We start from the raw sequence: 26,230 nt of genomic DNA, 5'->3' as shown, positions 1-26,230 counted from the left end.
CCGTGCTTACTAAGGCTCTTAGCCCTCGGTTAAGGTTGACTTACCCCCTTGCAACCCTTAGCCTGCCTGCTTTTATTTTTACATCATTGTATTGCCACGCTAATGGGTTTAAGCCTAGGCGTGTATTTAGGAGCAAAAAATGAATAAAGCAGAACTGGTTGCAGCCATTGCGGATGCGAGTGAATTAACAAAAAAAGACGCACAAGCTGCGTTAACCAGCTTACAAAAAGTGATTACAAAGTCATTGTCTGAAGGCGATCAGGTACAAATATCAGGCTTTGGCACTTTTGCACTAAGCTATTACCCAGCGCGTACTGGTCGTAATCCACAAACTGGTGAAGCGATTGAAATACAAGGGGCTAATAAAGCCGTATTTAAACCAGCAAAAGCGTTAAAAGAGCGCCTTTAATTTAAAACTTTAGTGCCTGTAAGTTCGCATCTTCCCCAAAAGCCACTATTTAGCTTACAGGCTCTTTGCTTTATTACCTTTGCCTGTAGTATCTGCAATCAGTGTAAATAATTTACATTGCTGGCTTATTCATATTTATAAAATCTTATTATATTCAGCGTGTTATATTTGGTATGTGATATGCAAATACAGTTATGTATTGAATGAAATAAGGAGTATTTAATGAGTAACTTACATAACAGTAATCGTTTACAAGGTAAAAAAATTGCCATTTTAGCCACCGATGGATTTGAGCAAAGCGAGTTACTCTCGCCACAGGCTGCTTTACTTGAAGCGGGCGCCGATATTGAAGTTGTTTCTATTAAAGAAGGGCAGATCACCGCATGGAATAAAGACAATTGGGGTGAAAAAGTAACCGTTGATAAATTAGCTGCCAATGCAAATGCCGCTGATTACGATGCGCTTTTACTGCCAGGTGGTTTGTTTAACCCCGATAGCTTACGCCAAGACTCGGACGCTAAGGCATTTGTAGACGGCTTTTTTGGGGCAAAGAAAAACAAACCCGTTGCCGCTATATGTCATGCGCCGTGGTTACTGGCTGAAATTAATAAGCTCAGAGACAAAAAGGTTACTTCGTATCCTAGTATTAAAAGCGATTTAATTAATGCGGGTGCTAACTGGGTTGACCAAGAGGTTTGTGTTGATCAAGGCTTAGTGACTAGCCGCAGCCCTGCAGATTTAGACGCGTTTAATGCTAAATTTATTGAAGAGATCCTTGAGGGTAAGCATCAAGCGCATTAAGTTAGCACTTCAAAACAAAAAAGGGCATATTAAATGCCCTTTTTTAGTGATTAAAAATCGTTGATTAAAGCGCTGTTGCGGCTTTCATCTCACTTACAAATGTTTTTAATTGTGTGGTCATTGCATCTAAATCATTTAAGTTTGCTTCAATGATTTTTACGACTGCAGAGCCTGAAATTGCCCCCGCAGCACCGGCTTTAAGCGCGGCTTTTACATCATCAGGTGTTGAAATACCAAAACCTAATAATGCAGGCGCACTGTGGTACTCTTGCAGGCGTGTAACCACATGGGTTGCAGGCATTTGTGCTTTAGTATCGGTGCCTGTTACCCCTGCACGAGACAGTAAGTAGGTATAGCCGCGACCGTACGATGCACACTCACGTAGCGTATCGTCACTGGCGTTCGGCGTGGCGATAAAAATTGGGTCTATACCATTGGCCATGGCGGCTTTTCTAAACATTTTCGACTCGTGCAATGGCACATCAGCCACCAAAATAGAGTCAACGCCTACTGCTTTTGCATCAGTGTAAAATTTTTCTAAGCCACGTTTAAATATTAAGTTTGAATACAACAATAAGCCAATTGGAATATCGGCATTGTACTGGCGTATTTCTTTAATAATATCAAAACAATCTTGTGTATTAATTTGTACATCTAAAGCACGAATATTGGCCTTTTGAATAACAGGGCCATCGGCAATCGGGTCGGAAAACGGAATACCTAATTCAAGCCCGTCAGCGCCGCCATCAATTAAGCTTTTAATAATTTCGATGCTTTGCGCTTTACCCGGATCGCCAATGGTCACAAACGGTACAAACGCACCTTGGTTTTGCTCTTTTAGTGCGGCAAACATTTGTCCGTAACGGTCAGTTTTTACTTGGCTCATAGTTGACCTTCCTCTGATAATACCTTGTGTACATGGGCTAAATCTTTATCGCCACGACCACTTAAATTAATAACAATAATACTGTCCTGCGTTTGCTCTTCTGCATATTCGAGGGCGTAGGCTAGCGCATGACTTGATTCAAGCGCAGGAATAATCCCTTCGTGTTTAGCCAATGCTTGAAAGGCATCAAGTGCTTTGGTGTCGGTAATACCTACATATTGAGCACGGCCCGTTTCGTGTAAAAAGGCATGTTGTGGCCCTACAGCAGGGTAATCTAGTCCCGCTGATACAGAGTAAGACTCTTCAATTTGACCATCTGTATTTTGCATAATATAAGTGTAAGTACCGTGCAAAATACCTTTTGTTCCCTTACAGATGGTTGCGCCATGCTCGTGCGTGTCTAACCCTTTACCTGCAGGTTCAACGCCAATAAGCTTAACGCTTGGCTCATCAATAAAATCGGTAAACATACCAATGGCGTTTGACCCACCGCCTACACACGCAATAACCGCATCAGGCAAACGGCCTTCGGCTTTAAGTACTTGTTGTTTTGCTTCTTCACCAATTATTTTTTGATATTCACGTACAATAGTCGGGAATGGGTGAGGACCCGCGGCTGTACCTAAAAGGTAATGAGCGTCTTGATAATTTGCTGACCAGTCACGTAATGCTTCATTAACCGCATCTTTTAATGTGCCCGAGCCTGCCGTTACTGGAATAACTTCAGCGCCCATGAGTTTCATTCTAAATACGTTTGGCTGCTGGCGTTCAACATCTTTTACACCCATGTAAATACGGCATTTTAAGCCAAGCAATGCACAGGCAAGTGCAGTGGCTACACCATGTTGGCCGGCGCCGGTTTCTGCTATGACTTCTTTTTTACCCATGCGTTTGGTAAGCAGTGCTTGGCCTAATACTTGGTTTGTTTTGTGCGCACCACCGTGGAGTAAATCTTCACGCTTTAAGTACAGTTTAACTTTAGGGTTTTTAACTAAGTTACGCGTTAGCGTAAGCGGCGTAGGGCGACCCGCATACTCGTTAAGTAATTTACTTAGCTCTGCCTGAAACTCAGGATCTTTTTGTGCTTTATTAAATTCGTTTTCTAACTGCTTAAGCGCAGGGACAAGCAGTTCCGGTACAAACATACCGCCAAACTCGCCAAAATAAGCTGGATTTTGCATTTTAACCTCAATAATTTCTGATACTTGTAAAAGCATGATGTAGTTTGTTTGCACACTTTTTCCCTGGAGACTCTTCAACACCTGAATTTAAATCAAGTCCAAGAGCACCTTGAAAAAGTGCATCGCTAATATTGTCTGGGTTTAAGCCGCCAGCAAGCATAAATGGGGTCGTAGCATCGCGAAGCACTGACCAATCGAATGTTTTGCCTGTGCCGCCAGCCTGTGAATCACTGTGGGTGTCGTATAAATGGCGATCTGCGCCTGCAATAGGTTGTGGTAAAACATCTTTTATCGACTGTGCTTTCCAAATTTCACAATTACGTGGTAATTCATTACGTAACGACGCAATGTATTGTTCATCTTCTTGGCCATGTAATTGAACGGCTGATAATTTAAGTTGTTTAACGTGTTCAGCCACGTCAGATATAGCGGCATTAACAAATACACCGACAAATTTTAAAGGCGCACTTTGGCTGATTTCTTTGGCGCAATCCAAATCGACAAAGCGGGGGGATTTAGGGTAAAAAATCAGCCCGCCATACACAGCGCCATTGTTATAGGCTGCCATAGCGTCTTGATTACGGGTTAAGCCGCACACTTTGTTCTCGCCTAATATTACGCGGCGGCATGCTTGTAATAAATCAGCTTCAGCCATTAATGAGCTGCCAATTAAAAAGCCATTGCATAAAGGGGCTAAGCGTTTTACATCTTGATGGGTGTAAATACCTGACTCAGAAATAACCACTTTATTACTAGGAATAAGCTTACGTAGTCGTTCTGTAGTGGCTAAGTCGGTGCTTAAGTCGCGCAAATCGCGATTATTGATGCCAATTATTTGCGCATCAAGTGCCAGCGCACGGTGCACTTCTGCTTCGTTACTTACTTCAGTTAGCACCGACATATTTAACGAGTCGGCAACGGCATGCAGTGCTTTGTATTGCTGATCGTCAAGCACTGATAGCATCAGTAAAATAGCGTCGCCGCCATATATACGTGCCATATAAACTTGGTACTCATCAATAAAAAAGTCTTTACAAATAAGCGGCTGTTCTACTTGGCTGCGCACAAATTCAAGGTAATCAAAACTGCCTTGAAAGTACTTTTCGTCAGTTAGTACACTCATACAAGTGGCATATTGCTTATACGCTTGGGTGATTTCTGTTAAATCAAATGGCTGACGAATCAACCCCTTAGAGGGCGATGCTTTTTTGCATTCTAAAATAAACTGTGTGCCAGGTGCCGCTAACGCTTGATAAAATCTACGTGTGGTGGGTTTAGCTTGATGCTTAAAGCTCTCAAGTGGGCGCGCTGCTTTGCGCTCAATGAGTTCTATTTTTTTATCAGCAATAATTTTATCTAATACATTAGCCATGACTTACCTCAACAATTGCATTTAGTGTGTCCATGGCCTTGCCTGAACGTAATAAAGAGTGTGTGATTTGCGCACCTTGTTTTAACGATTGTGCTTGGCCTGTTAAGTACAGCAATGCGGCTACATTAACAACAATAGCGGCGTTGTGTGCCTCAGTGCCTTTACCTTGTAAAATAGCAAGGCTGGCGTTTGCGTTGTATTGTGGGCCTTCACCGGCTAATTGTTCAAGTGAATAGTTTGCAAGGTCAAAATCACTTGGGTTGAGTGTGTACTGGGTGATTTTGCCATTATTAAGCTCTACAACCTGTGTTGAGCCATGTAAGGCGATTTCGTCAGTACCGGAGCCGTGTACTATCATAGCGCGTTTAGTGCCTAGAGTATTAAGCGTTTGTGCCATAGGCATGCATAAAGACTCATCGTACACGCCCAGTAATTGCACCTCAGGAGCGGCTGGATTAGCCAGTGGCCCAAGAATATTAAAAATAGTTCGGGTTTTTAAACTGGTACGCACGTTCATCGCATGACGCACGCCGCTGTGATAGTGCGGTGCAAATAAAAAGGTAAAATTTGTATGTTCAAGGCATTTAGCCGCTTGTGTGGGAGTCATATCGATATTGATCCCCAGTGCTTTGAGTAAATCAGCAGACCCTGAATTACTCGACACGCTGCGATTGCCATGTTTTACCATATTAATACCAGCTGCTGCCGCTACAATCGCGGCGGTGGTACTAATATTTATAGTGTTTGAACCATCGCCACCAGTACCGCAACTATCAGCAAGTTGCGTTTTATTAGTGATAAAGGGAACGGCATTTTCACGCATTGAAGCGGCTGCACCGGCAATCTCATCGCTTACTTCACCTTTCATTTTAAGGCCAATTAGTAACGCAGAGAGTTCAATATCGCTCATATTGCCTTGCATAATTTGGTCAAATAGCGCTTTTGCTTGCGCGTAACTCAGTGACTGCTTTGCAATAATATGCTCAATAGCGTGTTGAACATTAAGCGGGCTGTGTAATTGATTAGTCATAATGTTCCTTTTATTTCGCACGTGTTAAATAAGCAACGCTTTGTTGCAGTAGCATTGCGCCATTGGGCGTTAAAATAGACTCTGGGTGGAATTGATAGCCCAGTGCATTGTCTTGATGATGATAAATAGCCATTGGTATATCTTGATACTTGGCAATAACAGCTAAGCTATCAGGTACTTTTGTTGCCATTAATGAGTGATAACGTGCCACCGGTATAGTGCTACCCATGCCGTAAAATACAGGGTGATCATTTAAATTTATAATTGATGACTTACCATGTACGGTTTCACCAGCGTGACCGATTACTCCGCCATAGCTTTGTGTTAGCGCTTGTTGGCCTAAACAAATACCTAGCATTGGAAACTGGCCCTTACACAGGTTAATTAACTCCATAAGGCAGCCTGCATCGCTAGGCGCACCAGGGCCTGGTGATAATACCAGCAGTACTTGTCCACGCTCTGCCTGCATTTTGTCGAATATGACCTCTGCGCTAATGTTGTTTCGGTAAACCACTAACTCAGAACCTAGCATTGTTAGCTCATCAACAAGGTTGTAGCTAAATGAGTCAAAGTTATCTAAAAAGTAAATTTTAATAGGGTGTGCTTCACTCATTTTATACTGCCTTATACGTCGATTTAATCGCGGTGATCACCGCTTGGGCTTTAGCGCGCGTTTCGTTTGCCTCTGACATTGGATCTGAATCGAATACAACCCCAGCACCGGCTTGCACATACGCAATATTATTTTTAACAAAGGCGGCACGAATAACAATACAGCTGTCCATGGCACCGTCACCGGTTAAATAACCAACCGCGCCACCATAGCTACCGCGACGTTTGCCTTCTGTTTTACGCACTAATTCTGCCGCACGTACTTTGGGTGCACCCACTAAGGTACCCATGTTCATACAGGCTTGATAAGCATGCAGGGCATCTAGTTCTGGTTTTAATGTTCCAACTACGCGTGATACTAAATGCATTACTTGTGAATAACGGTCTACTTTTAATAGCTCTTTTGCATGGCGAGTACCAGGCACGCTAATACGAGCCACGTCGTTACGCGCTAAATCAACCAGCATTAAATGCTCAGCTCGTTCTTTTTGATCGTTTCTGAGTTCAAGTTCAATACGGCTATCTAAATCAGGATTAATTTGCCCATTTGCAAACTTGCCCCGTGGACGAGTACCTGCAATCGGATAAACCTCAACTTGTTGAGATTGAACCTCATATTTAAGCGCAGACTCTGGGGATGCGCCAAATAATGAGAACTCTTCATCACGCATGTAAAACATGTACGGGCTAGGGTTTTGCTTTTTAAGCTGGCTATAAGCATGTAATGAGTCAGGGCACGGCAATGAGAAAGTGCGAGAGGGCACCACTTGAAAGATATCGCCATCAACTATGTGTTGTTTAAGCTTAATCACTTGCTGGCAGTATTGCTCATCACTAATATCAACATTTACAGGGCAATCACCCGTTTGACTTGGGGCACTAAAGTCTGCGGCGTGGTCACACAATGTATTTAGGCGCTCTAATTGTTTGCCCACTTCAAAACAGTTTGCGTGAACATCTGGGCCATTAAACACATTGCCAATTAACTCGGTTGTTTGTTTTTGGTGATCAATAACAACCAGTGTTTCTGCTAAATAAAATACGTAGTCTGGACAGGTGTTTTCACCGTCGGGTACATCGGTTAGTTGTTCAAAGTTAGCCACCATGTCGTAGGCAAATACGCCGCCTAAAAACACTGAGAACGGATTGTCAGTGGTGCTTTTAATACTATTTAAACAAGTGCGTAGTGCACTAAAAGCGTTATCTGCTATCAGTTTGCTAGCTTGGTCAATGGTGTCATCGGCTGGGTGATACTCAAGTGTGAGTGTGGTATCGGTTAACTGTGAAGCGCAGTTTTGTACATTAGCTTGCAAATAGTTAAGTAGTTGTTGGCCGTTGTTTGATTGTGCACTGATGCTCACTTGGTTGCCTTGGCAAACAATACGTAATGCACAATCAACCAGTATTAAGCTTTTTACGCTATCTTTTGAATCTATCTCTGCAGATTCAAGCAATAGTGAGTTAGGTTTATCAAGTGCCGCATACAAGGCAAGTGGGCTACTTATGTAGTCTCTTACTTGCGTTATGCTGGTCACTTCACCTGGTGTTGTTGTTATATGACTAAAAATCAAACCTCATCCCCTAAAAAAATAAAACCCCGCAATGCTAAGCAGTGCGGGGTTTGAATAACGATGTCTAAATTATAGATAGACCATTACCGTCCCGCTATGCCAGGCGCCACCACCAATGATGTGTAAGAGTGTTTACGTTATTCATGTTTTTAATTCCTGTTAATCTTGTATTGCAAAATTTAGTGATAAAAAAACCCGCATGGTAGCGGGTTAGAATTTTTTGTTTAGACACGACAATTCATCACCCTTTGTTTTAAGAGTGCCACCACCAGATGATGTTTTGAATTGTATTTTTCATTGTTATTTATTCTTTAATGTCTAAAAGTGGCTACAGTAAAACGTATCAACTGCTTTTGTGTCAAGTGTTTATTTAAAACAATTTCGTTAAAAAACTTGTTATACTGTGTGAAACACCCTTAAACCATTAATTAAAGTAGTTTTCATTTGATAAAATACGACTTACATAGCCATACAACGCACTCAGACGGACACTTAACGGTTGAGGAATTATTAGCGCGAGCAGTCGATAAAAAAATTGATGTATTTGCCATTACCGACCACGACACTGTGGCGGCAATTGAGCCTGCGCAGGCTTTTATCAAACGCGAAAACTTGCCGCTTAAACTGATTAATGGGGTTGAAATATCAACTAAATGGGAGAGTTTTGAAATTCATATTGTTGGGCTAAATATTGATACCAATGATAGCACTTTGCATACATTACTCACCGAGCAACAGCAAAAGCGCGAAACCCGTGCAATTGAAATAGGCCACCGATTAACTAAAAATGGCTTTGAAGGTATTTATCAACAAGCCCGCGAGCTGGCTGAAAATGCGCAAATTACTCGCGCTCACTTTGCCCGAGCCTTAATTGCGCGAGGTGTGGCTAAAAACTTTCCTGGGGTATTTAAAAAGTACTTAGGGCGAGGAAAAACCGGTTACGTACCGAGTAACTGGTGTGATATGCAAACGGCAATTAAAGCGATTCATGCCGCCGGTGGAGTGGCTGTTTTAGCGCACCCAAGTAGCTATAAAATGTCGAATAAATGGTTGCGTAAACTACTCGTGGAATTTAAATCAGTGGGCGGTGACGCAATGGAAGTTGCCCAACCGCAACAGGCCCCGAGTGAGCGTCAGTTTTTAGGCTTATTGAGTCAAGAATACGATTTGCTTTGCTCTCAAGGCTCTGATTTTCATTTTCCGACTAGTTATTTAGAACTTGGAAAAAATTTATACTTACCTAAAGATTGCCAAGGGGTTTGGCAAACATGGGAAAAGCACGAAGGAGTTGCATTATGAGTCAATTATTTCATATACATCCGGATAACCCACAGCCTAGACTAATCTCTCAAGCTGTTGATATTATTAAGCAAGGCGGCGTAGTTGTGTACCCAACAGATTCGGGATATGCGATTGGCTGTAATTTAGGTAACAAACAAGCTAAAGAGCGCATAGAGCGTATTCGCGGCATTGAAAAACACCATAATTTTACTTTAGTATGCCGCGATTTATCTGAGCTTTCTACTTATGCTCGGGTAGATAACCAAATGTTTAGGCTGATCAAAAATAATACCCCGGGGCCTTATACGTTTATTTTTAAAGGCACAAAAGAAGTACCTAAACGCTTATTAAACGATAAGAAAAAAACCATAGGTATTCGTGTTATTGAACACCCAATTGCCTGTGCGTTGCTTGCTGAATTGGGTGAGCCATTAATGTCATGCTCACTTATTTTGCCGGGTGATGAATACACGCAAGCGGATCCAGATGACATTTTGGAGCGCCTAGATAAGCATGTCGATTTAATTATTCACGGCGGATACCTCACAGAGCAAGCAACCACGGTAATTGATTTATCAGAAGACGATATTCAAATTTTACGTGTCGGCTGCGGTGATACGGCTCCATTTGAATAACAATGAAACAGCCTGAGACGGTTTCGTTAATACCTACAGAGAGGCTAGTGCAGCAAAAGCTGCCACTGGCATTTTTGCATGGTAAAGCCGTTGTTGATAAGCCTGAAGATTTATATATTCCCCCTGATGCGCTTGAAGTTATTTTAGAAACTTTTGAAGGCCCGTTAGATCTGTTGCTTTATTTAATTAAAAAGCACAAGTTAGATGTTCTCGAATTATCTATATTTAGCATTACTGAGCAGTATGTAAAATATGTAGAAATGATGAGTGAGTTTCAGTTAGAACTTGCTGGCGAATATCTTGTAATGGCAGCATTGCTGGCGCAGATTAAGTCGCGGTTGTTACTGCCTGTGCATGAAGAATTAGAAGAAGAGGAAGATCCCCGCGCCGAACTTATAAAACGTCTACAAGAGTACGAACAATTTAAAAAAGCGGCCGAAAATATAGATACTTTACCCCGCGTTGGTCGCGATATATTTATCGCCAATGCAACTTTCCCAGAGTTAGAAGAAAAAAACCAACCCTTACCCGAACTGGCAATCAAAGATCTATTGTTAGCGCTAAGCGACGTAATGGCACGTGCTAAAACATTTGAGCATCATTTAATTAGTGCAGAAACCCTGTCAACTCGTGAACGTATGAGTTTAATTTTACACACTTTATCCCAAGCAAAAGCGCCCGTTGCGTTTACTCAATTGTTTACCTTTGAAGAGGGGCGTAGTGGGGTTGTTGTTAGTTTTATCGCGATGTTAGAACTAATCAAAGAGGGCTTAATTGCGTGCTTGCAAGTTGAGTCTGATAGCCAAGTATATGTGTCTCTTAACGAGTCAGCAGAAAGTTAACCTTCCTTAGATTTATTGCAATTATACTAAATTTACTGTCTTTACTGTGCGTATACGCACGGTGAGTGTTTGCATATGCTATTTTAATCGCCAGTTATCCATTATATCGTAATGCTATTACTAGATTAGGGATTGGCAATAGGCAATGTTTAAAAACTCAAAAACCGGTTATGGCTTAGTGGCTATACTTTTACACTGGCTAATGGCGCTGACCATCTTTGGTTTGTTTGGTTTAGGTTTATATATGGTTGAGCTAACTTACTACGATAGCTGGTACAAAGGCTCATTAGATTTACATAAAAGCATAGGGCTAAGTTTAGCCGCTGTATTTGTTTTTAGACTGTTATGGCGTCGATTTAATGTAAAACCTAGCCCTATTGGTACCAACACACAATTAAACCAGCTCGCGCAAACGGCACATATTTTAATGTATTTGTTTTTAGTGATCATTATGGTGTCTGGATACTTAATTTCTACTGCTGATGGACGACCAATCGAAGTGTTTGGCTTGTTTTATGTGAAAGCCATCGACTTTACCTTTGATTCCCAGGCGGATATAGCAGGGCAGATTCATTATTACAGCGCATGCTTACTGATAGGGTTTGTGGTGCTGCATATTTTGGGTGCGTTAAAACACCACTTTATTGATAAAGATAAAACATTAATTAGAATGATCAAATTACAAAAGGAAGCTTAAAATGAAAAAGTTATTATTAACTTCAGCGTTATCAGCAGCGATGTTTATGACGGCTACCCATGCCAATGCTGCAGATTATGTTATTGATACCAAAGGAGCACATGCCTTTGTTAATTTTAAAATTAAACATTTAGGTTACAGTTGGTTGCATGGGCGCTTTAACACCTTTGATGGACAGTTTAACTACGACGCTAAGAACCCAAACGCATCTCAAATTAGTGTAAATATCGACACAGCAAGCCTAGATTCAAACCATGCCGAACGAGATAAACACTTACGCGGTGGTGACTTTTTAAACGTAAGCAAATACCCACAGGCTAGCTTTAAAAGCACTGCCATTAAGTTTGATCAAGACGGTGAAGAAGCGACAGTAACCGGTGAGTTTACCCTTCATGGCGTTACAAAGACAATTAGCTTTGAAATAGATAAAATTGGTGAAGGTCAAGATCCATGGGGTGGTTACCGTGTTGGTTTTGAAGGTGAAACCAGCTTAAAGTTGGCCGACTATGGTATTGATTACGACTTAGGCCCTGCGTCAACGCATGTTGATATTGGGTTATTTATTGAAGGTATTCGTCAATAATACCGTTTTATAGTTAAAGCTAAGCGCGATCTCGCTTAGCTTTTTACTGTAAATGTAGAGTCAGTTTTGGCTTTAAATCATTCGGCAGCCACCGAGTTAATACCTGCTTATATTCTTTAGTTTGTTTAAGCATTTTTAGTTGCTGATTGAGTGTGGCAATATCTTCTGCGCCTTGCTCGTTTTTAGTGCAGCCAATATAACCGTAACTAATTTTTGGTGCTTCTGTTAGCATACGCTGCGTTAAATTATCAGTAAACCCCATCGTTTTTGCTAAGTAATAATGCTCACTGGGATAACCTAGCAAAATATCAATTCGCTCTAAATTAAGCATATAAGTTAATGTACTCAGGGTATCGCGAGTGGGTCTAATAACGATGTTTGTATTAGGTGTGGTATTAATTATTTTATCAATCTCGCTGCCGTATGAGCGATTCATCGATACACCTAAGGTGAGTTGTTTTTTCACTAATAAATGAGTTAATGACACCGACTCACTGCTTTCGATATCTAGCGCAGCACTCAGCTTTTGATGCATGGCAATAGAGGGAGAAAGACCTGCTGTAGAGCTTTGATGCGTGAAATAAACACGCTCTTCTCGGTATTTGTTTTTATAAAGTGATAATGCACAAGCATTAGATTGCTGGTTTGCAAGTTCCTGAATGACTTTACCAGAGGGGATAATGACTCGTTCAAAGTTAATATGCGGGAGTTGTTGCTCTAACAGCGAAATAATACTTTCATCACGTCCCTGAGATTTATCCGGACCGCTTAAAATGTAATAGGGCGCAAAGTCATGCGTTAACCATTTTATTGTTCTGGCATCACACGTTGTGCTCAAAAAATACACAGACGAATAGTATTAACCACGAAAACTGCATTTACACTACAACGAATAATTAAACATGAATTTAAGTGTAGTCAATAATATCCCAAAAAGTAAAATGCCAGCTTTATGCTGGCATTTTAAATTTATTTATAAGTGTTTAACTTATGAATAACTAGCTGGCTTTCAGCCATTTTACAAATTGACGTGCATCGCTTGCTTTTTGAAACAACGCATTTTTCAAACCCTGTGTATCACTAAAGATTACACGATGTTTGTTAACCGAAATTGATTGCACTGGATGTGCTATTTGGATCATAGATCCGTTATATTTGTATGACATAATAAAACTCACTTTATTTTTGTTATTTATTCTGGGCTTTTTCTTAAAGCACATTACAGATGATAAATAATCACATTGTGTTTAGCTTCATTACAGTGTTGACGATCTTTATGACACTTTTACGATGATATTAAAATAAATCATCAAGGTATTAATAGGGGTTCTCGCCGTACAATAACTTAGCTTTTGAATATACGTTTTGCGGGGCTTACTGGATCAGGGTAAAGAGGTTAACCGCTAGGGCTTTTTATAGCCAAGCAGCAATATTACGTCACAACATTTTTCTTTGCAAGCAATTTATTAAAATACTTTGAATAGTATAAAACTTTCATGTAGGCAGTCTGTCTTTTCCTATAATCCTAACCTGAGGCTATCTTTAAATATTAATTTGCTATGTTTGCGCAGTATCCACGCAAATGCTGGAAAAATACATTTGTAGCCATTAAAAATTAAAATATTTTTACAGCACAGTTTAATTGGTTGATTAGTATGTACTTAAACATATTGTTTACATTTGTTAAGCGTAAAGGTCACGTGAAATGAAAAATAAAGGCAAGCTTCTTAATAAAAACCTATGGTTGGTATGCTTACCAGGCTTTTTACTGCCACTGCAGGCAAAAGTAGTTGTAGAGGGTGGAAATGATGACCAACCGAATATGGAAATCATCGAGGTTTATGCGCAAAAAAGAGCGCAAAAAATTGAAGAAGTCGGCATTTCTGTAAGCACAATAAAAGGGGGGGATCTCAAAGCGCAACACGTTAAAGATTCGACTGAGTTATCTGTATTTGCCCCTAATTTAAAAATTAGTCAAAACGCGGCGGAAGGTACACCGCCAGCAGTTAATATTCGTGGCGTAGGGCTAGTTGATTACAACACCGCGAATACATCGCCGGTGGCTATGTATGTTGATGAAATAGCAGTGGGCTCTGCCAGTAACCAAATTGTTAACTTATTTGATATTGAGCAGATTGACATTTTGCGCGGCCCTCAAGGAACTTTATTTGGTCGTAATTCCACTGGTGGGGCTATTTTAATCCGCTCTAAACGCCCTGAGTTTGAACAAAGTGGTTATTTAAGTACAGGTGTTGCTAATAATAATGCAACCAGTGTTGATGCTATGTTTAATTCGGCTATTGGAGAAGACACAGCCGTTCGTGTTGCGCTAAACCATCAAAATTATGATTATTCTACAAACAATATTTTTGCTGATTCACCAACAGCGGGCATGCGGCAAACAAATGGTCGAGTATCTTTTTTAGCTGACTTTGACACTGTGCAGTTGTTGATAAAAGGGCATATTTCCGATTGGGATGGCATAGTTCAGCCTGTTGGCAGTATTGGAGTTATTGCTAATCCGCTGACTGGAGAGCGGTGCTCGCCAGCACAAGCAGGTTCAACCAACTGTTTTGATAACTTTGGATTTAATGATGGCAGTGATGATTTTTATACTGTAAGCGTTAATAATAATTCGCCACATAAAACCGATGGTAAGGGGATTAGTGCCCATGTAAATTGGCAGTTGGACTCACACAATGAGCTTATTTCACTAACTAGCTATAACAAGTTAAAGCGTGATCATGCCTTTAACTGTGATGGCTCTCCAGCACGGTTATGTGAAGGTAATTTAGGTTTAAATACTGATTTAGTAACGCAGGAATTTCGGTTGCAATCTCAGCTCGCAGAGCATTTTCTTACAACGGGAATTTACTATGCTGATGAGTCTATTATTTAAGATAATGTAAATGATATTTTACGAGATTATCGAGGCATTTTACCGACAGATTTAACCGCTACTTTTTTCTATGACAATAATATAAAAACAAAGAGTGTTGCAGCGTTTTCGCAACTTGACTATCAATTAAATCAAGATTGGCTAATTACCGCTGGGCTTCGTTATTCTTATGAGTCTTTAGATTACGACTCAACGTCTCAGCTTAATATTATTTTAGATCCGAACGATTTAACCGGAGTTAAGGTGCCATTTTATCGTGTTCAGGGAGAGCAGTCAGACAATGGCATTTCTGGTCAGTTGGGTGTGAACGTTAAGCTGGATGATGCAACCTATGCTTATTATCGATTTGCTAATGGCGCGAAAAGCGGAGGCTATAACGGTGGGTTTTTATCATCAGTTGAACAAGCACAGCTTGCTGATTATCAAAAAGAACGATTGAACTCACATGAAATTGGCTCAAAGTCTTGGTGGCCACAGTTGGGCATGCGATTTAATTGGGCTGTTTTTTATTATGATTATAATGATCAACAAGTGTTTATGAATCAGCCTTCAGTATCTGAACAGAGCCCGCCTATTCAATTATTAGAAAATGTGGCTGACTCGACTATATATGGCCTAGAGGCAGATTTTGAGTATTGGATGACCGATGATTTGAATGTTAAGTTTGCTATGGGTTATATACCCCATGCAGAGTTTGAAGAATATGTTGATCCTTTAGGTAACGCATTAACTGATAATCGCTTACCATTTACCTCAAAATGGAATCTCAGTGCAGGCATTGAATACACGCACGTGCTGGCTAATCACCCACTAACAACGCAATTATTAGTTGATTATCAATCCGACTATTATTTTGATCAGAATCAAAACCCTTATGCGATGCAAGATGGCTATAGTATTTTTAACGCAAACATACATTATCAACATGATAACTGGGCGATTGCTATTTGGGGGAAAAACCTTTTTGGTACGCAATATAGTCACTTAAAATTTGATTTAAGCTCTTTCCTAGGCATGCTTGAAGACTTTAAAGGTGAAGGCAGGCGTTTTGGTTTGGATGTTAGTTATCAGTTTTAATTTCAGTTTTTAAATTAAGGTGCCAAGTATGCCAATGAAGGCAGTTCTAAAGCTATTTTTATATTGTGTATTTTTGTGCTTTAGCAACTTAGCGCAGGCAGATACACTTGCTCCTTTTACGTATACTTTAAAACAACAAGATACTGATTTACTCCGTCAAGGTCATGTATTTCAGGGAACGGATGGGGCTTTCCCCCGAAACCATACTGAAATTGAAACGTGGCTTGAAAATAAACAGCCACAATCAAGAACGTCTTTTTTTGGTGGTAGTTTTTGGTTTGTTATAGCACTTGAAAATAAAACTGACTTAAATGAACTGGTGCTCTATCCGTATAACACGCTACTTTCAAAAATCGAAACCCGTATCTATGATATGTCGACCTTTGATGAGCCAATAAAGGAGTATGTAACTGGGGGGCTTTATCCCAATGAGTTTGCATTTCACTATGGTAATAAAGTGAAGCTTACGCCTGATGGCTCCTATGTGTTAATTGCAAAATTTCAAAGTGAATACTTTTATACTCCCCCAAAATTAGTGCTTTCATCTTATGACGATTTTTTTGTAAGAAAAACCTCAGACAACATGATTATGTTGCTGTGCTTTGGGGTTGGTATTGCGTTAGGTTTATATAACTTTCTTATTTACTTGGGTGATAGAGATAAAACCCATTTGTACTACGCCATGTTCACAGCATGCTGGGTGTTGGCTTGGAGTCAGTTTTTTCATATACCGGATCAAATTTTTGGTTTTTACAATGCCCATTTTCATTGGTTAGGTTTTACTTTAATTCCCATCACAAATATTTTATTTTTTAACAGCTTACTTAAATTAAAAGACACGTCTCCTAAGTTATCTCGATTATCAATCTACCTAGGCATTGTTGCCACAGCAGGCGCACCTTTTGCAATGGTTTGGCCTGGTTTTGGCTTTACTTGGGCCACTTTAGTAACAGGGGCAACTTTATCTTTAGGTATGGTTGTTGGTATACGAAGCTGGATCAGTGGCTTTAAGCCGGCTCGCTATTTTGTTCTCGCCTATTTGGCTATGGCCATTCCTAATATGGTTGGCAATTTAACTAATCTAGGAATTATTGAGCCAATAAAAATGGATCTCTATTTACTTGGGCTTATTGGCACAGCGCTCGATGCGGTATTACTTGCTTTTGCTGTCGCAAATAAATTCAGTATTTTGCATCATCAGAATGTTGAATTGACTAAAAATTTGGAACACAAGGTTAAGCTGCGCACCCAAGAGTTACAACAATTGGCGGAGGAGCTTCGTGATGCAAGTGAAGCTAAAAGTCGATTTTTAGCTAACATGAGCCATGAGATCCGCACCCCAATGACATCCATTATTGGTTATGCTGATGGGATAATTTTAGGTGATATACAGCCTCATGAAAGAAATCATGGGATCAGGGTGATTTTGCAAAACAGTCGTCATGTACTTGGGCTAATTAACGATATTTTGGATATGTCGAAAATTGAGGCTAACCGTTTAGAGATAGAATTAGTTGAAACGGATTTGTTTGCCACTATTGCTGAAATTGAATCATTACTAGGAAAGCAAATCCGCGATAAAGGCTTAAAATTCAAAGTTGATTATCAATTTCCATTACCAGATTGGATAGTCTCAGATCCAACTCGACTTAGGCAAATATTATTAAATTTAGCAACCAATGCACTTAAATTTACTACCCAGGGCTACATAATGCTGACGGTGAGTTGCAATCAAAAGCAACTAATAATTAAAGTTGAAGACACCGGTATTGGTATGACCGAAAGCGAGCAAAAAGACCTATTTACTCCCTTTCACCAAGCTGACTCGTCAATTTCTCGTAAATACGGTGGTACTGGACTTGGCTTAAATATATCAAAAAGCTTAGCAAATAAACTAAATGGCGATATTACTGTATTTTCTGTGGTAGGTAGGGGTAGCGAGTTTTGCTTTACTATGGAGTTAAATACAACCGAACATACGCAATGGGTTAACGCATTTGACGATATACGTAAACCACAAACCAAAGAGCTATTTTTAAATAATAGTCAGCGAAATTTAGTGGGTAGAGTACTTGTGGCTGAAGACCATCCAGAAAATCGTCAGCTTATTAAGCGAATTTTAGAGCGGATGGGGTTAACCGTTGTAGCTGTTGAAAATGGTCGAGATGCAGCGCAAGCAGCGATGGATGAAAGCTTCGACTTAATTTTATTAGATATTCAAATGCCAATTATGGATGGTGAGCAAGCAATTAAGATTATACAAGCAACAGGGGTAACAACACCCATTGTGGCGCTCACTGCTAACACGATGAAGCATGAAATTGATCGCTATTTAAAACAAGGTTTTACTGATCATATTGCCAAACCTATAGATAGAAGCTGTTTTAGTAGTAAAATTGCAAGTTACCTTGATATTGATATATGCGAAAACATTAAGCTACCCGATGAGGAGTTTGCACTACTCAAGCAAGAATATATTAAAGGGTTAAATAAACAAAAAGACACGTTAGTGTCTCAATTTAAGCAGGGTGATATAACGGGTTTTGCACGCAGCGTGCATATGATCAAAGGAACGGCTGGAATGTTTGAGTGTCAAGCGTTGTATAAACAGGCTGTTGATTTTGAAACAAACTTAAAGTCTTCACCTGACGCTTTCGACATACAACAAGTTGAGGCTCTACTCAATGCGATTGACGTTATTTTAACCGTTAAAAAAGCACCTTAAATTTTACATTTTATCGTTGAATAACCGCTATACGCTTTGTTATGAAGACAAGTAGGGTTATGCATGCTTAAATATATTCTCTTGTAGGAGGACGTATGCAGTATCAACATATTAAGGTGCCAGACAATGGCGAAAATATTCACATTGATGATCAAGGACAGTGGCATATACCCGAACAACCTATTATTGCCTATATTGACGGTGATGGTGTTGGCTTAGATGTGATGCCAGTAATGCGTCAAGTAGTGGATGCTGCCATAGAACATTGTTATGGCAAGAAACTTAAGATACATTGGATGCAGGTTTATAATGGTGAACAAGCTGCCAAGCTTTATGATGGCGACTGGTTCCCTCAAGAAACCATTAATGCAGTGCGTGAATGCAAAATTGCGATTAAAGGCCCACTAACCACTCCCCTAGGCGGTGGATTTCGATCTCTTAATGTTGCACTTCGCCATGAAATGGATTTATTTGTTAATATGCGCACTATAAAAGGCTTTAGTGCCTTACCCTCGCCATTAAAAGACCCCTTTACCACTAACATTACCGTACTGCGCGATAGCAGTGAAGACGTATATTCAGGAATTGAATGGCAGGCGGGGAGTGTTGAAAGTGAAAAAATGCTCGATTTTTTGTGTGAAGAAATGGGGGTAACCCGGCTTCGTTTTACTCAAGAGTGTGGTATTGGGATTAAAAATATATCTAAAGAAGGGTCAGAGCGGTTAATACGCTATGCCATTAATTATGCTCTTAAAAACGAAAGGGAGTCGCTTACGTTAGTGCACAAAGGTAATGTTCTTAAGTTTACCGATGGAGCGTTTAAACGCTGGGGCTTTGCGCTTGCCAAACAAGAATACAATGCTAATGAACATGAAAATGGGCGTTGGCTTGAAATACAACGAACCAATCTCCCCCCTTTGATTATTAAAGAAGTGATTGCCGATAATATGTTGCAGCAATGCTTAATGGATCCCGCGCAATTTGATGTGGTGGCTACCACAAATCAAAATGGTGACTTTTTAGCCGATATGCTCAGTGCACAAGTGGGGGGGGTAGGGATTATGCCTGCCGCCAATTTAAATACAGAGGTGGCTTTTTTTGAGCCGACCCATGGCACGTTCGAGCGAATAGCTGGTCAAGATAAGGCAAACCCAAGTAGTAGCTTATTAAGCGCGGTGCTAATGCTAAAATTTATGGGATGGGTTGAAGCGGCATGTTTAATCGAAAACGCCTTAGAAATGACATTTGCCAGTGGGCAGGTAACTTTTGATTTGGCCCAATCAAGCCATAACTCGACAACCTTAAGCTGCAAACAGTTTGCTAATAAGGTTATCGAGCATTTTTAAACGACTGCATTTTAAGCTGCTGAAGCGTTAGCAGTTGCTTGACGATGAACGCATGGGCGCTCTGTTAGCTCTGCTGCTCTGTGGTAAAGCTCATGTGCGCTTGGCTCATCACATACAGTGCCACTGAGGGTATCCATTAACGCAACTACAATAATGGCAGGTACTTGACAACAGTATTCATCTAATACGGCCGCAGTTGTTTGTGCATCAACATGGCAATGAGGATGGCTTTTACGTTGATAGGCACTTAATAAAGTGTTTACGTCGAGAATATCGTTTTCTTTATGTTTATTTTTACGACATTTACAGCCGAATTCATCAACTAATGTGGCAAGTGACTGGTAAACGTGACCCGTCTCAAGCGGTGTATTTGGGCACAATTGTTGTTCAATGAATTGATGTAAATTTGCATCAATGAATAACCCGTCTTGTTGTGTGAAGCTTGCTGATGTTTGCATAATTATTACTCTTAGTTTGTTGGCTTAACTTCACTGTAGCGCTAAGTGTAATATTAATGAAATTGTTGTTTTCAATAACTGATATTGATTTAATCAATATTTAATGTTTTACCTATCAACCACTGTATTTGCGAACGCTAATAACTCACGTCTAAGCCATTGATGCGCCGGTGTATGGTGTAATAACGGGCTCCAAATCATTTTTACTTCTATGGGCACGACTTGAAATGGTACCGGGCTAATCACTAAATTAGTGTGCCTGGTTAATAGTTTTGCTTGACGACGCGGCAGCGTTGCTATGAGTTGCTCAGATTGACACAGTAAGCTGGCAATCATGTAATGACGAGTAAATACACGTATTTTACGGGTTTGCTCTAATTGCCACAAAGCTTCATCTACCCAGCCTAATTTCTGTTTACCTGATTTATTGGTCACCGCGGGCTCTGGCCCCCAGCCTGCTCGGTTAACCCAAATATGTTCGCTTTGTAGATATTGATTTAAGTTAGCATCCGTTAAAAAAGCATTATTTGGGTGGGTTAAACAACAATAGTTATCTCGCCATACAGTAGCCTGATGAAAAGAGCGCGGCAGGCCATTAAAGCGATTTATTGCCAAATCAATGGTGCCTTTTTCCATATCTTGTAAGTTTACATCGCTGGGGCTAAGTACATCGAAGTCAATGCCCGGTTTTTTAGCTAGTTGCTCGCAAATAAAGGGGGCTATGAGGGTCGACTCTAAATAATCGTTTGCCATAATACGAAATGTAACATGTGCAGTCGCTGGGTCAAATTGCTCGCTTGGTTGGGTGATCTCTTCGGCCATTTTAAGCAGTGCTTCAATTTCAGGTTTAAGCGACAGCGCTTTGGCGGTGGGAGTCATAGAGCCAGCTGCACGCACTAGCAAAGGGTCATCAAATAAATCTCTTAAACGTTTTAACGCATTACTCATCGCAGGTTGGGTAAGCGCGAGTTTATTAGCTGCTTTAGATACGCTTTTTTCATCTATTAATACATTTAAATAGACGAGTAGATTGAGGTCGACATTTCTTATATTCATATGATCAATTTTATTTATTTGCTGTATTAATTACCTAAATTAAAGTGTGCTTGCTAAGGTGTAAACCTCTAATAAAAAATAATCAGCATAATTGCTAAAAATAGAAGCGCCTATATCATGCCAAGCACGCCATTAACCTATGAACATCATTCGATACAAGCCATGGTCGCCACTAAATTAGCCCGAGCGGTATTTGCAGGCTTTGAAGCTATGTTTGCACAATTTTTAAATATCACCTTAGGGGCACAAAGTCGCTTTGAACAACGCCAGTATCATGAAGTGCAAGCAGCAATGCGAGAGCGCTTACAAGTGTATGAACGCCAAGTAAAGCAAGTAAGTGAAGCGGTTAGAGTGATTGCTTATGATGAATTGAATTGCCCTCAAACATGGCAACGGGCTAAAAATATTTATGGTGAAATGGTAAAAGAACATGAAAATCAGCCTATTGCGCATACATTTTTTAATTCTACCTTTGGCGCTATTTGGGATGATAAAAAAATTCGCACAGTTCACTTATTTGTATTAAAAGCAAAATACCGAGGGCAGCCACGCTCCTATGAAGGGCTTGTGAGTCGTATTTCTTTAACCGCAGGATTTGATCAGGCGATTAAAACCTTATTAAATGAGCAAGTGTTTAGAGTACCGTTTAAAGATTTAACTTGTGATTTAGCTAAGCTACAAACAACGTTAACACAAGGTGCTCAACAGCAATGTCGACAAGTATACGAATTAATAAACCTAAATGACGGTTATATTGAATACGCTAACTCGCATTTTTATCGCAATAAGGCATGTTATGTCATAGGGCGATGTATTGCCAAAAATGGCGATAATATGCCCTTTGCAATTGCTATTTTAAATACCCCCGATGGGCTTACAATTGATGCAGTAATGATGGGGGCTGATCAACTTAGTTTATTATTTGGCTTTGCACGCACGTATTTTATGGTAGATACCGACCAACCTGCCCGTTACGTTGATTACCTCAGTGTATTAATGCCTCACAAACAACGATTTGAATTATTCAATGCGATTGGTTTTATCAAACATGCCAAAACCGAGTTTTATCGTTATAAAGTGGATACCACTAAAAGTAGTCCCGAGGAATACACGTATCATTTAGCGCCAGGGACTCCAGGTATGGTGATGTTGGTTTTTACCATTGACGGCCTAGATTATGTATACAAGGTAATAAAAGATAAGTTTAGTGCCCCAAAAACAGCAACTAAACAACAAGTAAAAGATAAATATAACTTTGTAAAACAAGCTGACAGAGTAGGGCGATTAGTTGACACTCATGAGTTTAGATACCTTGCATTTGACTTAAGCCGTTTTAGTGATGAACTGCTAATAGAAATGAAAAAACACATTGGCGATAGCTTAGTCATTTCCGGCAAAGCCTTAATACTAAAGCATGTTTACGTTGAGCGAAAAATGACACCGCTCAACCTGTATATCAATCAATGTAATAGTAAATCACTTCAGCAAGTGATGCTTGATTATGGTAAAGCGATAAAAGAGCTTGCCAGTGCAAATATTTTTGCTGGTGACATGCTGATGAAAAACTTCGGCGTAACACGTTGGGGGCGAATAGTATTTTATGATTATGATGAAATTTGCCCTCTCACCGATTGCAATTTTAGAGACGTGCCAAATACACAAAACGCGTTAGAAGAATTAAGCTCACACAGCTATTTTGATATTGACCAAAATGATATATTTCCGAGTCAATTTAAGGTGTTTTTTAGTGCTAGTAGCAGCGCCTTTAGCCATTTTAATCATTATCATAGTGATTTATTTACGGCAAAGTACTGGCAAATGACCCAGCAAAATATTAAGCAAGGCCAGCTTCCGGATGTATATCCTTATAAGCAAAGTTGGCGTTTTAATACTATGTCAGTAAATCAACGCTGAGTTGATTTCTTAAGGCACAGTTAACACGATAAGGATTATTATGAAATTTGTTATATTCATTGGCTTAACTTTATTGCCATGCTCAGTGTTTGCGAACCCTTTATTAGGCACGGGGAGTTTGTTCAAGGAAAATATGCGGTAGAAAATGGGTTTGTCACTGCTAAAGCCCCAGAGATAACTTCAGTCAAATTAGTAACCGCATCACATTTTAGCTATATCACAGAGAAAAATGGCCAATTTAGTTATGCTGGTGGTGGCCAGTATAAATTAACCGATGGGCAATTTATTGAGACCTTTAAGTATGGCAATATTGCATCATTGATGGGTAAAACCATGGCTTTTGATTATAAAGTTGCAGGAAACTTATGGCATCATTCTCTTACCGAAAATGGTCAGCTAGTTGAAGCCGAAGTGTGGCGAAAAATCAAATAAAACCCAATACAAGGATACGAGGAGATTTATGCAGTACATTTCACATCAAGATCAGCAGTTAGCGTTTTCGCAAACTGATAAGCCGAAGATTAATAGCAATGAAGTGCTGGTAAAAGTGGCGGCGATTGGGGTTAACCGCGCTGATTGTATGCAGCGTCAAGGTAAGTATCCAGCTCCCGAAGGGGATAGCCCTATTTTAGGACTGGAGTGTGCAGGCACAGTATGTGAGCTTGGCAGTGAGGTAGACCCAAAATGGCAGGGTAAGCGTATTTTTACTTTATGTGCTGGTGGCGCTTACAGTGAATATGTGGCGGTGGATGCGCAGCAATTAATGGCATTACCTGATCATATTTCTATGGCCCAAGGTGCTGCCATAAGTGAGGTGTATTTGACTGCCTTTGGTGCGCTATTTGAATTAGGTAAATTACAATCAGGGCAAACGGCGCTTATTCATGCCGGTGCCAGTGGTGTTGGTGGCGCAGCTATTCAAATGGCAAAAAGTGCCGGTGCGCAGGTAGTTATTACCGCGGGTTCGGACGATAAATGTGAACATGCTAAAAGATTGGGGGCTGACCACGTAATTAATTATAAAACCACCGACTTTGTTGACTATATGAAATCACATAAGCTAACTGCAAACGCAATTGTTGATCCTGTTTCTGGTAGCTATTTAAATAAAAATGCCAAGGTGGCCGCAATGGATTGTCAGATTGTTATGCTGGCATTTTTAGACGGGCGCTTTGCAGAGGTGGACTTTGCGCGCTTATTACAAAAACGGATTTCGTTTCATGCATCGACGCTACGTAATCGCAGTACTGAGTTTAAACGTGCTCTGAGAGATGCTTTTGTAGCGCGTTTTTATGATGATATTGCCAACCACAACTATGACTTTAATATTTATAAAACCATGTCATGGCAGCAAGCCAGTGAGGCTCATGCTATTTTAGAGCGCAACGAGAATTCCGGTAAAGTGGTGTTGCTGGTTGAGTGACATACACGAGCACAGCAGGATTAATATTGTTAATTAGGCTGTGCGCCCATATAATTTAGTGAAACTATAAAATATTAAGGCAAATAATGAATCCAATTATTGCAATATTAAAAGAGCACAACGTCAGTGATGAAAAAGTAGCCGCGTTGTTTGAAGCATTTACCCAAAACCCGATGATGGCGATGGCATTAGTGCAAGAGCTAGGTATACCACCAGAAAAACTTCAGCAACTAATGGCTGTAGTGATGACTCAACCGCATTTGATTAAAGAAGCCACTGATGAATTAGGGCTTGATTTTGCAAAAGTACAAGAAGCGAAAGACAAGTTAAATCAGCAGTAAACCATCTTTAGAGGCATGTTTTATACATGTCTCTATCATTAAACATGTTTTGTTACACACTCCTTTGAACGGCTCTGCGTTTATACAGTCAGATAAAAACTTAACTTATAGCAGAGAAAAAACATGAAGCGACTTTATAAATTTTGGAAAAACAATCGTTCTTAGAGCCTGTTAACCTTTCAAGGTTGAATTTGCAGTAGTCTGTTTGGTATTTAAGCAAGGCAGAGCCTATGTGGTGTGGTTATTCCCCATAAATAGGCGATAACGTAGCATCAATGCCAAACAGCCATTGCCCAAAGGGTTCTTCCAAGGAGCGATTAACTCTTTGTTACTTGGTTTTTACTTAGCCCACTAGGGTACAAACCTCGCGCCGCGATTAAATCGTCCCTTGTTTGAACAAATTCCAATCCGCAAAGATCAACAGGCCCTATTGTATTCATTATTTTAATGAGTGTGTTTCGTAGTGCCGTCGCCGATTGGTACGAAATACCAACAGGCTCAATGAAACCGACTATTGAAGAAGGCGACCGAATCCTTACCGATAAAATGGCGTATGATTTACGTATACCATTCACGCATGTATCCCTGTTAAGAATGGCAGACCCACAAACTGGCGATATTATTGTATTTGATTCTAAGGTGGCGGATAACCGTTTGATTAAGCGAGTAATAGGTGTACCTGGAGATACTATTGTGCTTGAAAATAATGAACTAATAATCAACGGCGAAAAGCTTAATTACACAAATTTGCTAAGTAATACGATTTCTTCAGATAAAATCGAAAACTTAAATGGTTATAAGCATTCAATCCGCGTAGCCAATACACCATCACGTTTATCGAGCTTTGACGAAATAACAATTCCTGAACACTACTATTTAGCCATGGGTGATAACCGTGACAATAGTGCCGATTCAAGGGTGATAGGGCTCATCCCACGTGATGAACTACTAGGTAAAGCCGAGCGTGTGATTGTATCGCTTGATCACGATAACTATTATTTACCTAGAACAGAGAGGTTTTTAAAACCTTTAGAGTAATAGAACTGCTGTTAGCAAGGTTAACCATAAAGGTGTTAGCCTTAATTCGTTTT

The 26,230-nt window shown here is 40.2% G+C and carries 26 protein-coding genes; 16 read left to right on the top strand and 10 right to left on the bottom strand.

The features are described from left to right. Positions 1 to 139 precede the first annotated feature (139 nt). Together P20311_RS13295 and P20311_RS13290 are read left to right on the top strand one after the other, a co-directional pair. Positions 140 to 409: an HU family DNA-binding protein gene (locus P20311_RS13295; RefSeq protein WP_008113664.1), complete on the top strand. Its 270-nt coding sequence runs from the start codon at positions 140 to 142 to the stop codon at positions 407 to 409. A gap of 222 nt (positions 410 to 631) precedes the next feature. Continuing rightward, complete coding sequence (locus tag P20311_RS13290; protein ID WP_008113663.1) at positions 632 to 1,210, top strand: type 1 glutamine amidotransferase domain-containing protein; 579 nt, start codon at positions 632 to 634, stop codon at positions 1,208 to 1,210. A 64-nt stretch (positions 1,211 to 1,274) separates the two neighbouring features. On the opposite strand, the gene trpA is transcribed toward P20311_RS13290, so the two are convergent. The 6 genes from trpA to P20311_RS13260 are packed head-to-tail and all read right to left on the bottom strand — an operon-like array spanning position 1,275 to position 7,862. Continuing rightward, the gene (gene trpA, locus P20311_RS13285) at positions 1,275 to 2,096 is read right to left on the bottom strand and encodes a tryptophan synthase subunit alpha (protein WP_008113662.1); all 822 of its coding nucleotides are present in this window, start codon (positions 2,094 to 2,096) and stop codon (positions 1,275 to 1,277) included. After that, on the bottom strand, positions 2,093 to 3,277 hold the full coding sequence (gene trpB / locus P20311_RS13280) for a tryptophan synthase subunit beta (RefSeq protein WP_036985182.1): 1,185 nt from the start codon (positions 3,275 to 3,277) through the stop codon (positions 2,093 to 2,095). The genes trpA and trpB overlap by 4 nt, the downstream gene beginning before the upstream one ends. Positions 3,278 to 3,284: 7 nt before the next feature. Further along, entirely contained in the window at positions 3,285 to 4,649 is a 1,365-nt protein-coding gene (gene trpCF, locus P20311_RS13275; RefSeq protein ID WP_008113652.1) for a bifunctional indole-3-glycerol-phosphate synthase TrpC/phosphoribosylanthranilate isomerase TrpF, read from the bottom strand. Next, a complete protein-coding gene (gene trpD / locus P20311_RS13270) occupies positions 4,642 to 5,679 on the bottom strand; it encodes an anthranilate phosphoribosyltransferase (protein WP_008113651.1) in 1,038 nt (345 codons plus the stop codon). The genes trpCF and trpD overlap by 8 nt, the downstream gene beginning before the upstream one ends. A 10-nt stretch (positions 5,680 to 5,689) precedes the next feature. Continuing rightward, complete coding sequence (locus tag P20311_RS13265; RefSeq protein WP_008113648.1) at positions 5,690 to 6,292, bottom strand: aminodeoxychorismate/anthranilate synthase component II; 603 nt, start codon at positions 6,290 to 6,292, stop codon at positions 5,690 to 5,692. Position 6,293: 1 nt separating this feature from the next. Further along, positions 6,294 to 7,862 carry an anthranilate synthase component 1 gene (locus P20311_RS13260; protein WP_008113647.1) on the bottom strand — a complete coding sequence of 523 codons (1,569 nt, stop codon included), beginning with the start codon at positions 7,860 to 7,862 and terminating at the stop codon, positions 6,294 to 6,296. A gap of 444 nt (positions 7,863 to 8,306) precedes the next feature. Here P20311_RS13260 and P20311_RS13255 point away from each other — a divergent pair, with 444 nt between their 5' ends. From P20311_RS13255 to P20311_RS13235, 5 genes are all read left to right on the top strand, one after another. Next, positions 8,307 to 9,161: a PHP domain-containing protein gene (locus tag P20311_RS13255; protein WP_008113644.1), complete on the top strand. Its 855-nt coding sequence runs from the start codon at positions 8,307 to 8,309 to the stop codon at positions 9,159 to 9,161. Then, positions 9,158 to 9,778 carry an L-threonylcarbamoyladenylate synthase gene (locus P20311_RS13250; protein WP_008113642.1) on the top strand — a complete coding sequence of 207 codons (621 nt, stop codon included), beginning with the start codon at positions 9,158 to 9,160 and terminating at the stop codon, positions 9,776 to 9,778. The genes P20311_RS13255 and P20311_RS13250 overlap by 4 nt, the downstream gene beginning before the upstream one ends. Before the next feature lie 2 nt (positions 9,779 to 9,780). Next, positions 9,781 to 10,620, top strand: a complete 840-nt coding sequence (locus P20311_RS13245; protein ID WP_008113640.1) for a ScpA family protein — start codon at positions 9,781 to 9,783, stop codon at positions 10,618 to 10,620. Positions 10,621 to 10,765: 145 nt separating this feature from the next. Continuing rightward, entirely contained in the window at positions 10,766 to 11,317 is a 552-nt protein-coding gene (locus tag P20311_RS13240; RefSeq protein ID WP_008113638.1) for a cytochrome b, read from the top strand. A 1-nt stretch (position 11,318) separates the two neighbouring features. Beyond that, on the top strand, positions 11,319 to 11,900 hold the full coding sequence (locus P20311_RS13235) for a YceI family protein (RefSeq protein ID WP_008113637.1): 582 nt from the start codon (positions 11,319 to 11,321) through the stop codon (positions 11,898 to 11,900). A gap of 43 nt (positions 11,901 to 11,943) precedes the next feature. Here P20311_RS13235 and P20311_RS13230 read toward each other — a convergent pair whose 3' ends face one another. Beyond that, positions 11,944 to 12,747 (bottom strand): TIGR02285 family protein, encoded by an 804-nt coding sequence (locus P20311_RS13230; RefSeq protein WP_008113635.1) that lies wholly within the window; start codon positions 12,745 to 12,747, stop codon positions 11,944 to 11,946. 151 nt (positions 12,748 to 12,898) lie between these two features. After that, positions 12,899 to 13,066 carry a hypothetical protein gene (locus tag P20311_RS19140; protein WP_007375427.1) on the bottom strand — a complete coding sequence of 56 codons (168 nt, stop codon included), beginning with the start codon at positions 13,064 to 13,066 and terminating at the stop codon, positions 12,899 to 12,901. A 539-nt stretch (positions 13,067 to 13,605) separates the two neighbouring features. On the opposite strand from P20311_RS19140, the gene P20311_RS19310 reads away from it, so the two are divergent. The 4 genes from P20311_RS19310 (at position 13,606) to icd (ending at position 19,947) form a co-directional block, all read left to right on the top strand. Then, on the top strand, positions 13,606 to 14,799 hold the full coding sequence (locus tag P20311_RS19310; protein WP_008113631.1) for a TonB-dependent receptor plug domain-containing protein: 1,194 nt from the start codon (positions 13,606 to 13,608) through the stop codon (positions 14,797 to 14,799). A 15-nt stretch (positions 14,800 to 14,814) separates the two neighbouring features. Beyond that, positions 14,815 to 15,876, top strand: coding sequence for a TonB-dependent receptor (locus P20311_RS19305; RefSeq protein ID WP_370587342.1), 1,062 nt, complete (start codon positions 14,815 to 14,817; stop codon positions 15,874 to 15,876). A gap of 28 nt (positions 15,877 to 15,904) precedes the next feature. Further along, the gene (locus P20311_RS13215) at positions 15,905 to 18,601 is read left to right on the top strand and encodes a 7TM diverse intracellular signaling domain-containing protein (RefSeq protein ID WP_008113627.1); all 2,697 of its coding nucleotides are present in this window, start codon (positions 15,905 to 15,907) and stop codon (positions 18,599 to 18,601) included. A gap of 95 nt (positions 18,602 to 18,696) precedes the next feature. Beyond that, complete coding sequence (icd, locus tag P20311_RS13210; RefSeq protein ID WP_008113626.1) at positions 18,697 to 19,947, top strand: NADP-dependent isocitrate dehydrogenase; 1,251 nt, start codon at positions 18,697 to 18,699, stop codon at positions 19,945 to 19,947. An 11-nt stretch (positions 19,948 to 19,958) separates the two neighbouring features. On the opposite strand, the gene P20311_RS13205 is transcribed toward icd, so the two are convergent. Continuing rightward, positions 19,959 to 20,405, bottom strand: coding sequence for a hypothetical protein (locus tag P20311_RS13205; RefSeq protein ID WP_008113624.1), 447 nt, complete (start codon positions 20,403 to 20,405; stop codon positions 19,959 to 19,961). Between the two features lie 108 nt (positions 20,406 to 20,513). Then, positions 20,514 to 21,461, bottom strand: a complete 948-nt coding sequence (locus P20311_RS13200) for a LysR family transcriptional regulator (RefSeq protein ID WP_008113622.1) — start codon at positions 21,459 to 21,461, stop codon at positions 20,514 to 20,516. Positions 21,462 to 21,578: 117 nt separating this feature from the next. Between P20311_RS13200 and aceK the strand changes: the two genes are divergently transcribed. The 5 genes from aceK to lepB all read left to right on the top strand — a co-directional run bounded on the left by aceK (position 21,579) and on the right by lepB (position 26,177). Then, on the top strand, positions 21,579 to 23,375 hold the full coding sequence (gene aceK / locus P20311_RS13195; protein ID WP_008113620.1) for a bifunctional isocitrate dehydrogenase kinase/phosphatase: 1,797 nt from the start codon (positions 21,579 to 21,581) through the stop codon (positions 23,373 to 23,375). A 78-nt stretch (positions 23,376 to 23,453) separates the two neighbouring features. Then, a complete protein-coding gene (locus P20311_RS13190) occupies positions 23,454 to 23,807 on the top strand; it encodes a hypothetical protein (protein ID WP_008113618.1) in 354 nt (117 codons plus the stop codon). A gap of 28 nt (positions 23,808 to 23,835) precedes the next feature. Continuing rightward, positions 23,836 to 24,798, top strand: a complete 963-nt coding sequence (locus tag P20311_RS13185) for a zinc-binding dehydrogenase (RefSeq protein WP_008113617.1) — start codon at positions 23,836 to 23,838, stop codon at positions 24,796 to 24,798. Between the two features lie 86 nt (positions 24,799 to 24,884). Continuing rightward, complete coding sequence (locus tag P20311_RS13180) at positions 24,885 to 25,139, top strand: DUF2999 family protein (protein WP_008113615.1); 255 nt, start codon at positions 24,885 to 24,887, stop codon at positions 25,137 to 25,139. Between the two features lie 429 nt (positions 25,140 to 25,568). Further along, complete coding sequence (gene lepB, locus P20311_RS13175) at positions 25,569 to 26,177, top strand: signal peptidase I (protein WP_083830241.1); 609 nt, start codon at positions 25,569 to 25,571, stop codon at positions 26,175 to 26,177. Positions 26,178 to 26,230 lie beyond the last annotated feature (53 nt).

It is taken from the genome of Pseudoalteromonas sp. BSi20311, from assembly GCF_000239875.1.
Lineage (GTDB): Bacteria > Pseudomonadota > Gammaproteobacteria > Enterobacterales > Alteromonadaceae > Pseudoalteromonas.
The sequence above is the reverse complement of the archived record's forward strand: the minus strand, read 5'-3'. Positions and strand labels throughout refer to the sequence as shown.

Excerpts from the sequence above, each read along its gene's own strand:
- P20311_RS13295 (WP_008113664.1), top strand. The coding sequence starts at position 140 with ATGAATAAAGCAGAACTGGTTGCAGCCATTGCGGATGCGAGTGAATTA.
- P20311_RS13290 (WP_008113663.1), top strand. The coding sequence starts at position 632 with ATGAGTAACTTACATAACAGTAATCGTTTACAAGGTAAAAAAATTGCC.
- trpA (WP_008113662.1), bottom strand. The coding sequence starts at position 2,096 with ATGAGCCAAGTAAAAACTGACCGTTACGGACAAATGTTTGCCGCACTA.
- trpB (WP_036985182.1), bottom strand. The coding sequence starts at position 3,277 with ATGCAAAATCCAGCTTATTTTGGCGAGTTTGGCGGTATGTTTGTACCG.
- trpCF (WP_008113652.1), bottom strand. The coding sequence starts at position 4,649 with ATGGCTAATGTATTAGATAAAATTATTGCTGATAAAAAAATAGAACTC.
- trpD (WP_008113651.1), bottom strand. The coding sequence starts at position 5,679 with ATGACTAATCAATTACACAGCCCGCTTAATGTTCAACACGCTATTGAG.
- P20311_RS13265 (WP_008113648.1), bottom strand. The coding sequence starts at position 6,292 with ATGAGTGAAGCACACCCTATTAAAATTTACTTTTTAGATAACTTTGAC.
- P20311_RS13250 (WP_008113642.1), top strand. The coding sequence starts at position 9,158 with ATGAGTCAATTATTTCATATACATCCGGATAACCCACAGCCTAGACTA.
- P20311_RS13245 (WP_008113640.1), top strand. The coding sequence starts at position 9,781 with ATGAAACAGCCTGAGACGGTTTCGTTAATACCTACAGAGAGGCTAGTG.
- P20311_RS13240 (WP_008113638.1), top strand. The coding sequence starts at position 10,766 with ATGTTTAAAAACTCAAAAACCGGTTATGGCTTAGTGGCTATACTTTTA.
- P20311_RS13235 (WP_008113637.1), top strand. The coding sequence starts at position 11,319 with ATGAAAAAGTTATTATTAACTTCAGCGTTATCAGCAGCGATGTTTATG.
- P20311_RS19140 (WP_007375427.1), bottom strand. The coding sequence starts at position 13,066 with ATGTCATACAAATATAACGGATCTATGATCCAAATAGCACATCCAGTG.
- P20311_RS19310 (WP_008113631.1), top strand. The coding sequence starts at position 13,606 with ATGAAAAATAAAGGCAAGCTTCTTAATAAAAACCTATGGTTGGTATGC.
- P20311_RS13215 (WP_008113627.1), top strand. The coding sequence starts at position 15,905 with ATGCCAATGAAGGCAGTTCTAAAGCTATTTTTATATTGTGTATTTTTG.
- icd (WP_008113626.1), top strand. The coding sequence starts at position 18,697 with ATGCAGTATCAACATATTAAGGTGCCAGACAATGGCGAAAATATTCAC.
- P20311_RS13205 (WP_008113624.1), bottom strand. The coding sequence starts at position 20,405 with ATGCAAACATCAGCAAGCTTCACACAACAAGACGGGTTATTCATTGAT.
- P20311_RS13200 (WP_008113622.1), bottom strand. The coding sequence starts at position 21,461 with ATGAATATAAGAAATGTCGACCTCAATCTACTCGTCTATTTAAATGTA.
- aceK (WP_008113620.1), top strand. The coding sequence starts at position 21,579 with ATGCCAAGCACGCCATTAACCTATGAACATCATTCGATACAAGCCATG.
- P20311_RS13190 (WP_008113618.1), top strand. The coding sequence starts at position 23,454 with ATGCTCAGTGTTTGCGAACCCTTTATTAGGCACGGGGAGTTTGTTCAA.
- P20311_RS13185 (WP_008113617.1), top strand. The coding sequence starts at position 23,836 with ATGCAGTACATTTCACATCAAGATCAGCAGTTAGCGTTTTCGCAAACT.
- P20311_RS13180 (WP_008113615.1), top strand. The coding sequence starts at position 24,885 with ATGAATCCAATTATTGCAATATTAAAAGAGCACAACGTCAGTGATGAA.